A 6,396-nucleotide genomic window follows, 5' to 3' on the forward strand; every position below is an offset into this window, starting at 1 on the left:
AGAGGAGTGGTCCTATGAAACTAGGTGTATTTACTGTACTATTCTCAGATAAGTCATTCGAAGAGATGCTCGATCATGCGAAAGAATCTGGACTTAAAGCGGTGGAAATCGGAACGGGAGGTTATCCAGGTAATGCTCATTGCAATCTGGATGAATTGCTCGAAAGTGAAGAGAAGCGCTCGGAATATCTTGATAAAGTTCATTCAAGAGGACTCGAAATTAGTGCGTTTAGCTGTCACGGAAATCCTATTTCTCCTGATAAGAAATTTGCTGAGGAGTGCCACGACACTTTCGTTAAGACTGTGAAATTAGCATCGGCAATGAATGTTCCGGTAGTGAATACATTCTCAGGAACGCCCGGTGATAGCGAAGAAGCGAAAAACCCAAATTGGCCAGTAACGCCATGGCCAGCGGAGTACTCAGATATTTTGAAGTGGCAATGGGAAGAGAAACTAGTTCCTTATTGGAAAGAGTGGGGGCAATTTGCTAAGGATCATAATGTGAAAATAGGTCTTGAGCTTCATGGCGGGTTTCTTGTACATACACCTTACACGATGCTTAAGCTTCGTGAGCTAACGTGTGACGCAATCGGTGCAAATCTCGATCCAAGTCACATGTGGTGGCAAGGAATTGACCCTGTCGCAGCCATTAAAATTCTTGGAAAAGAAAATGCGATCCATCATTTCCATGCGAAAGACACGTATATCGATCAAGATAATGTCAACATGCATGGATTAACAGACATGCAGCCTTATGGAGAAGTGAAGACACGAGCATGGACGTTCCGTTCTGTTGGTTGTGGACATAGTAATCAAGAATGGTCTCACATGATGAGCGCACTTCGTACATATGGCTATGACCATGTTGTAAGCATTGAACACGAAGATCCAATCATGTCTATTAACGAAGGCTTCCAAACGGCTGTTAAGAACCTTCAATCTGTTTTAATTGTTGAACAGCCAACGGAAATGTGGTGGGCTTAAGTTTATTCATAAAGAAACCCCGATGCTCGTTGCATCGGGGTTTTGCTTCCTTGTCTTACTCTGTTTCCTTTTGCCATTGCTCATCGATTAACATCTTACCAGGCCAAGTATACGCCATAATACCACCATCAGCTGTAATATCCTCACCTGTCACATAAGAACTATCATCAGATGCTAAGAAAAGAGCGACCTTCGCCATTTCATCCGGGCGGCCAAGTCTACCAAGTGGTGTAACCCACTTATTCGCATCTCTAAATTTCTGACCCATTTCTTCTTCTTTTGAACCGGCAAGCTCATCAATTAGTGGTGTTTCAATCGTACCAGGAGAAAGAGAGTTTACTCGAATTCCCTGCCTTGCATAGTCGATTGCCATGGCTTTCGTAAAGTTAGTAATACCGCCTTTTGCTGCGTTGTAGCCTGAACGATCAAGATCAGCTGCTCGACCTGACATCGAAGACGTATTAATAATTGATCCGCCGTTCTCCATCATAAGGGGAAGTAAGTATTTGCTTGTTAAGAAAGTACCGCGCAAGTCAACTGAAATAATGCGATCGAACAATTCGACTGGGTATTCGTGGACTTTTCCACCTTCCTGGTCAACCCCTGCGTTATTAAAGAGGACATCAATCGTGCCATATTCCTCTTTTATTTTGTTAGCAAAACTCGTTACGCTTTCCTCACTTGATACATCAACGTGAAATGTTTCTACATTCCCTCCATTGTTATTCAGCTTCTCAGCTGTTTTATTCATCTCTTCTGTATTAACATCAGCACATAAAACCGTAGCACCTTCTTTTGCGAAAAGCTCAACAGTGGCTTGTCCAATTCCAGTTGCAGCACCAGTAATTACCGCTGTTTTATTTTGTAATCTACTCATTGATAAGTCCTCCTGTAAACAGATTATTTAAGTCTATTTTGGGTTTACCCGCTTCAAAAATAAAATAATCACAAGGAATGTGCTGTAAAGAAAATATTTTTCATGGAAAAATACGGTACTAGTGTAAACTATTTGTCATATCTCATGAATTCTTACGGTGATAAAATGACTGTATAAGGAGGGGATTTTGTTGTTTACATTAAAGATACATGAAGAGGGATCGGGAGATTTAGAGACGGAGAATTTTGAAGTGCGCTATCAAGCTAATGTTGCTTTTAAAGAAAAAACACTCGCATACTCTAATCGTTCAGGGCGTTATGAAATTACGTTGAATGGTTCAGGTGGAGAAATTCTAGCAACCAAAGTAGGGCTTGGATGGTAAAAAACATACATATTAAAAACCCCGTACAAGTGTACGGGGTTTTTAACGTCTTAGTGAGAAGAATGGAAAAGGTTTTGTTTTACGATTTTCCAGTTCGGCTTTGGCGTATCTTTAAGACTTTTATAAAGAGAGAAGCCAAGACCTGCTATCATCACGATGATAAAGAGAATCTCATCCATGTTTATCCTTACCTTTCGTAGAACTTACTTTTTTTTGTCGAAAAGGCTAGTACTATGAAGCGGCTGTACCTTTGCATCAGGATCCATATAGGATTTGGCATTGTTAACAGCTGTTGGTGCTTCACCAAATCCAGAGGCGATAAGCTTCACTTTGCCGTCATATGTAGCAACGTCACCAGCTGCATAAATACCAGGAATGTTTGTTTCCATTTTGGAATTAACAACAATGGAGTTCTTTTCAATCTCAAGACCCCATTCTTTAATTGGTCCAAGAGAAGAAATGAAGCCGTAATTCACAATAACTGCATCCACGTCTTTCGTAATTTTCTCCTCACCTTTAACTTGCTCGAGAACAACCTGGTTAATGCGTCCTCCATCACCAATGAACTCAGTAATGTTATACGGCGTTTGAATGTTCACCGAAGAATTCATGAGCTGTTCAACGCTGTGTTCGTGAGCTCTGAATTTATCACGACGGTGAATGAGCGTTACTTCCTCAGCAATTGGCTCAAGCATATTAGCCCAATCCACTGCTGAATCTCCTCCACCAGCAATAAGGACTTTTTGTCCTGCAAATGCTGTGAGATCATTTACGAAGTAGTGAAGGTTCTTTCCTTCATAAAGATCAGCACCTTCTACTTTCAAGCGACGAGGTTGGAAGGCCCCAACACCAGCAGTAATGATAACCGCTCGAGTATAATGCTCTTCTCCCGTGTTTGAACGAAGGTAAAGAGTGCCGTCTTCTTGTTTTGTTACTTCTTCCACAGACTGCTCCAAAGCAACCTCTGGTTGAAATTGATTCGCCTGTTCGACAAGATTATCGACAAGATCTTGTGCGAGAACTTTTGGAAAACCAGCAACGTCATAAATGTATTTTTCAGGATAGAGTGCAGAGAGCTGCCCTCCAAGCTGTGGCATACTTTCAATAATCTTTACTTTAAGTTGGCGCATACCACCGTAGAATGCGGTAAATAAGCCAACAGGACCTCCACCAATAATCGTTATATCATAAAGTTCATGTTGGTCAGTCATAAGTCAGTCCCCCTATAATTTATTCAATGTGCTTTCATTATTATAATCATAATAAAAACGGAACTAAACCCCTAAGGTGAAAACACCTCTAGAACTTTCATTATAAAGGTTGAAAAAGGAAAAAAAAAAGAATATGATTAGAATGGAGCGTCAGATTTGATAATTTTATGACAAAGTGCGGGCTGGATCACCATTTTTTTCGATCTAGAACGTGAAATACTTAACAATGTCTCTTGATCCTATTTATTTTTGTTTATTTTGAGAAAGAGATTCCTTATATTTAGCGTTTATTGACGTTTCACGATGGGGCAATGCAGGGAAATCTACAATATGTCCTAAAAAAATACCGATAAAAGGTGGATGTGATTCAAGTGAGTAGGCCAAAAATCGCAATTTTAGGTGCAGGGTACGGCGGTATTATGACAGCAGCTCGTCTTCAGAAAGAAATGGGAACAAATGAAGTGGAAGTTACGCTTGTGAATAAGCATGACTATCATTACCAAACAACATGGCTTCATGAACCAGCTGCAGGAACAATGCACCATGACAAAACAAGAATTATGATCAAAGATGTCATTGATATGAACAAAATCAAATTTATTAAAGACACAGTCGTAGAAGTAAAGCCGGATGAAAAGCGCGTCATTCTTTCTAACGGTGAACTTGAATACGATTACCTTGTGCTAGCACTTGGTTTTGAACCAGCTACGTTTGGTATTAAGGGTCTTAAAGAAAATGCTTTCAGTATTCGTAGCGTAAACTCCGTTCGAAAAATTCGTGAACACATTGAATACCAGTTCGCAAGCTACAATAATGAGTCTAAGCGTCGCGATGATCTTCTAACTATTATTGTCGGAGGTGCAGGATTCACTGGAATTGAATTTGTTGGTGAACTTGCTGAACGTGTTCCTGAACTGTGCAAAGAGTTCGATATCCCTCGTGATCGCGTTAAAATCATTAATGTGGAAGCGTCCCCAACTGTTCTTCCTGGTTTTGATGAGGAGCTTGTAGAATACGGAATGAATCTACTTGAACGTAAAGGTGTGGAATTCCGTACGAGCACAATGATCAAAGAAGTAACAGAAGACGGCGTTATTTTGGGTGAGGATGAAGAAGTAAAAGCGGCGACAGTTGTTTGGACTGGTGGCGTGCAAGGTAACTCCATCGTTGCAAATTCTGGCTTCGAAACAAACCGCGGCCGTGTTCCTGTTCGTAAAGATCAGCGTACACCGGATTACGATAATGTTTTCGTTGTTGGAGATTGTGCTCTTCTTATTAACGAAGAAATCAATCGTCCATTCCCTCCGACGGCTCAGGTTGCGATCCAGGCTGCTGGAGCTGTATCTAAGAACTTATTAAGCCTTGTGCGTGGGAAAGAGCTAGAAAGCTTTACTCCTGACATCAAAGGTACGGTTGCTTCACTTGGTAAAGGCGAAGCGATTGGTAAAGTTGGGAATAAAAAGCTTTATGGTAGCACAGCGTCTGCTATGAAAAAAGTGATTGATAATCGCTATCTCTTCATGCTTGGTGGGCCAGGGCTTGTCTGGAAAAAAGGTAAGCTTAAGCTATTTTAAGATCATTCGATAAAGAGGGCAAAGACGTCATGTCTTTGCCTTTTTTTGCTCTTATGGAATGATTCATTTGTGATCAGCGTAATAAGAAAAACGAAGGCGATCGTCATAAAGGAGATGACGATCAGCCAAGTTTTTCTAATCTATTCAATAGAATAGGGGCTATAGTAAAGTCTATGAACGTACTACTTTATTTATTCCAGGGGGAGGATTTCGATTTGACCGAAAGAGGAAAAGTATGGTTGGCAGCAGCAGGCATTGTGGAATTTGAGGGGAAGTATCTCGTCGTGATGAAGAAGTATGGTGGTTTAAAAGAGAAATGGTCTTTTCCTGCTGGATTTGTGGATCCGGGTGAAACGGTTGATGAAGCAGCTGTCCGAGAAATTTTTGAAGAAACGGGTATTGTTGCGGAAACGACTGGAATAGCAGGAATTCGTTCAGGTGTCATTAACAAAGAGGTAAGTGATAACCTAGTGGTTTTTTATATGAGAAGAACCGGAGGCACGCTAACGTCCGAAACGAATGAAATTGAAAAGTGCCGATTTTTAACAAAGGAGGAACTGCTTACTGATCCACGTACGTCGTCTATGATTCCTTCTTTTCTGAATGAAATGGATCAGTTTATAACGGAGATGAATCCTGGAAATCAATTTCAGTACACGTCTTACAAATTGTTATATTCGAGCTTCAATAAAAAGTGAAAAATTCAAGACGAATCGAGACACCTCTGTTATAGGTGGAAAGGTCCGATTTGTTCACATCACCTACTAATGGTTGAAATGGTTTGATAAATGACGAAATAATCTGATAACTAATGATGTATTCGCTTACACGGGCTGTCAATGTGAAATTTGGTGTTTTTCTTTTTCGGCGATTCTTGATATATTATCAGAAAATTACAACTAAGGAGTGGTTGATGTGAGAAGACAACAAAATAAGGCGAAAGCAACTGATTGCCCTTATTGCCAGGGAAAGGGGTACTTTCAACTACTTCTTGGTGGATCGGAAACATGTGATAACTGTGGAGGAAGTGGAGCAAAACAAAATCCAACTAACTAAGCGTTTGAGAGCGCTTAGTTTTTCTTTTGGTTCAATATAAGAATGGATAAAATGGGTTGAGGTCTAGCTCCAGCGCCCAGGTCCTCGAGTCGCTTCAGCCTTTCAATTGAACACAAAGACCGTGTTCAATTGAAAAGCTTCCAGCGCTTGTCGGACCTACCGGGCGCTTGCGCTTTGCTTTGATCTAGCTCCAGCGTCCAGGTCCTCGAGTCGCTTCAGCCTTTCAGTTGAACACAAAGACCGTGTTCAATTGAAAAGCTTCCAGCGCTTGTCGGACCTACCGGGCGCTTGCGCTTTGCTTTGATCTAGCTCC

At 41.0% G+C, this 6,396-nt stretch carries 8 protein-coding genes; 5 read left to right on the forward strand and 3 right to left on the reverse strand.

Features of this window, described 5'->3' with window-relative positions:
• The first annotated feature begins 14 nt into the window (after nt 1–14).
• Nucleotides 15–983, forward strand: a complete 969-nt coding sequence (locus Q4550_RS20280; protein ID WP_303535552.1) for a sugar phosphate isomerase/epimerase family protein — start codon at nt 15–17, stop codon at nt 981–983.
• 55 nt (nt 984–1,038) lie between these two features.
• Here Q4550_RS20280 and Q4550_RS20285 read toward each other — a convergent pair whose 3' ends face one another.
• Nucleotides 1,039–1,860, reverse strand: coding sequence for an SDR family oxidoreductase (locus Q4550_RS20285; protein WP_303535553.1), 822 nt, complete (start codon nt 1,858–1,860; stop codon nt 1,039–1,041).
• Nucleotides 1,861–2,050: 190 nt separating this feature from the next.
• On the opposite strand from Q4550_RS20285, the gene Q4550_RS20290 reads away from it, so the two are divergent.
• Entirely contained in the window at nt 2,051–2,242 is a 192-nt protein-coding gene (locus Q4550_RS20290) for a hypothetical protein (RefSeq protein ID WP_303535555.1), read from the forward strand.
• 50 nt (nt 2,243–2,292) lie between these two features.
• On the opposite strand, the gene Q4550_RS20295 is transcribed toward Q4550_RS20290, so the two are convergent.
• Entirely contained in the window at nt 2,293–2,421 is a 129-nt protein-coding gene (locus tag Q4550_RS20295) for a hypothetical protein (RefSeq protein ID WP_303535556.1), read from the reverse strand.
• Nucleotides 2,422–2,445: 24 nt separating this feature from the next.
• Nucleotides 2,446–3,453, reverse strand: coding sequence for an NAD(P)/FAD-dependent oxidoreductase (locus Q4550_RS20300; protein WP_303535558.1), 1,008 nt, complete (start codon nt 3,451–3,453; stop codon nt 2,446–2,448).
• A gap of 371 nt (nt 3,454–3,824) precedes the next feature.
• Between Q4550_RS20300 and Q4550_RS20305 the strand changes: the two genes are divergently transcribed.
• The 3 genes from Q4550_RS20305 to Q4550_RS20315 all read left to right on the forward strand — a co-directional run bounded on the left by Q4550_RS20305 (nt 3,825) and on the right by Q4550_RS20315 (nt 6,083).
• Complete coding sequence (locus Q4550_RS20305; RefSeq protein ID WP_194219018.1) at nt 3,825–5,027, forward strand: NAD(P)/FAD-dependent oxidoreductase; 1,203 nt, start codon at nt 3,825–3,827, stop codon at nt 5,025–5,027.
• A 215-nt stretch (nt 5,028–5,242) separates the two neighbouring features.
• On the forward strand, nt 5,243–5,725 hold the full coding sequence (locus Q4550_RS20310) for an NUDIX domain-containing protein (RefSeq protein ID WP_303535560.1): 483 nt from the start codon (nt 5,243–5,245) through the stop codon (nt 5,723–5,725).
• Nucleotides 5,726–5,942: 217 nt separating this feature from the next.
• Nucleotides 5,943–6,083: a YuiA family protein gene (locus Q4550_RS20315; protein WP_194219020.1), complete on the forward strand. Its 141-nt coding sequence runs from the start codon at nt 5,943–5,945 to the stop codon at nt 6,081–6,083.
• The last annotated feature ends 313 nt before the right edge of the window (nt 6,084–6,396 follow it).

Origin of the sequence: Anaerobacillus sp. 1_MG-2023 (genome assembly GCF_030547345.1) — a bacterium.
In the GTDB taxonomy this organism is placed as follows: Bacteria; Bacillota; Bacilli; order Bacillales; family Guptibacillaceae; genus Guptibacillus; species Guptibacillus hwajinpoensis_B.